General features: G+C 56.9%; 1 protein-coding gene. It reads left to right on the top strand.

The genetic code is table 11. The features are described from left to right. Positions 1 to 584: 584 nt before the first annotated feature. Positions 585 to 1,886: Ig-like domain-containing protein (locus tag MFF42_RS25645; RefSeq protein WP_238258787.1), on the top strand; the 1,302-nt coding region annotated here is incomplete at its 3' end.

The following is a 1,886-nucleotide window of genomic DNA, read 5'->3' as shown; positions in this document are numbered from 1 at the left end:
CCGGCTGATCACCTCGGGCCGTACCCCATCCCGTCATCGCGAGTGGCAGCGAAGCGATCCAGGGCGCGACCTCTCCGGAAATGTCGCGCCCTGGATTGCCACGGCTTCGCCTCGCAATGACGGCGGATGGTGAAACCGAAGTGATCAACCGGAAACGGTATGAGAGCATCGCCCCCGATCCAATATCCGGAGCGATGCTCTCGCTCTCTGTTTTTACATCACCTTCTCAGACAGGCCGGCGGCCACCTTTCGGGACGATGCTCTAAAGTCCGACCGATACCGTTCATGTGATCGAAACCCGGTGGACGGCAGTTTCATCGAGCGTTGGCCGTATGCTCAAGCAGATCGTGGGCCCCGACCAGCGGCCGGATGCAGATTCTCGCCGGGCCGAAGTTCTCGGCATTAACGGATTCTTGCTGCTCTCTCTATATTGTAAAGTAACGTAAAATAAAATTGGCAAATCATGAACATTCCTGGTGCGGCTCATTCATATGAAATATTCACCAAATGAAATGCATGATGCGATGCTCGGACAGACAGCATAAACAGTGGACTAAATTTCTGTTTTCGTAGGGGAAATAGAGATGGCAAGGGATGGTATTACCGGATCGCTGGTAGATTATACGTCCTACAACGTAGCGGAATTATTCGGAAGTTCAGAATATGTCTCCCTGATATCGGGATACCAATGGGGAAAGCGGGGAGAGGGTATCAGAATTTCCTACAGCTTCCCGGGAGCAAACGGTTCCAATACCTGGAGAGCGAGTGATCATTACAGCGATACGAGGGAATGGTCAGATTGGGGCTATCTGAACAGCACGCAAATCAGCAATGTTAGGCTCGCCTTCGCGGAATGGGACAAAATCTCCAACATCGATTTCTATGAGGTTGTCGAGAGCACCCAACAGGCTGGTGACATAAGGATTGCGTTCTCGGGCATGCTCGGGAGTGGGACGTGGGGGCATGCCTACTATCCCAGCTCACTTCCCGCCGGCGGCGACATATGGATTCATGAAAGATACACAGCGGATAGCTTTTCCGTGGGCAGCTATGGCTTCATGGCACTGCTTCACGAGATCGGCCACGCCATCGGATTGAAGCATCCCCACGAAGCGACTGCACGAAACAGTCAGGTGATGCCGGACGGCTACGACAGCATAGACTATACGGTTATGAGCTATGATCATGCCTCGCATAGCGGGGCGTCAGGTTGGCCCAGCACCCTCGGGCGGTTCGACAACCAAGCCGTTGATGCTCTCTACGGCTCAGATTCGAACCGACCTCCGGCCGATGCAAGCACACCGTTGCTGACGCTGTCGGCGAGCGACACGCAGCTCACGGCGGGCGAGGTCGCAACCGTGACGTTTCAGTTCAGCGAGGCCGTCAGTGGCTTCGCCGCGAACGATGTCGCGGCGACGGGCGGCACGCTCAGCAACTTCTTCAGCGTGGATGCAGACACCTTCACGGCTCTGTACAGGCCCAACGCCAACTTCAACGGCTCCGGAAACGTCTCCGTGGCCGCAAGCAGCTACTCGGACTTGGCCGGGAACTCCGGTGGTGCAGGGCAGATCTCACTCTCGGTGAACACGACAAGCGGGAGGCCCGGCACGGTCGTTCAGCCGGAGGAGGTGTACCGCTTCTTCAACGCGAAGACGAACGGACACTTCTTCACCGTCTCGGAAGCCGAGCGCGATCAGGTGAGGGCCAACCTGCCCGACTTCCGTTACGAAGGCGTCGGCTACTACGCCTTCGACACGGATCAAGGCGCGGCCACGGAGGAAGTGTACCGCTTCTTCAACGCGAAGACGAACGGACACTTCTTCACCATCTCGGAAGCCGAGCGCGATCAGGTGAGGGCCAACCTGCCCGACTTCCGCTACGAGGGC

This window comes from Methylorubrum podarium (assembly GCF_022179745.1).
Classification (GTDB): domain Bacteria; phylum Pseudomonadota; class Alphaproteobacteria; order Rhizobiales; family Beijerinckiaceae; genus Methylobacterium; species Methylobacterium podarium.
The sequence above is the reverse complement of the archived record's forward strand: the minus strand, read 5'-3'. Positions and strand labels throughout refer to the sequence as shown.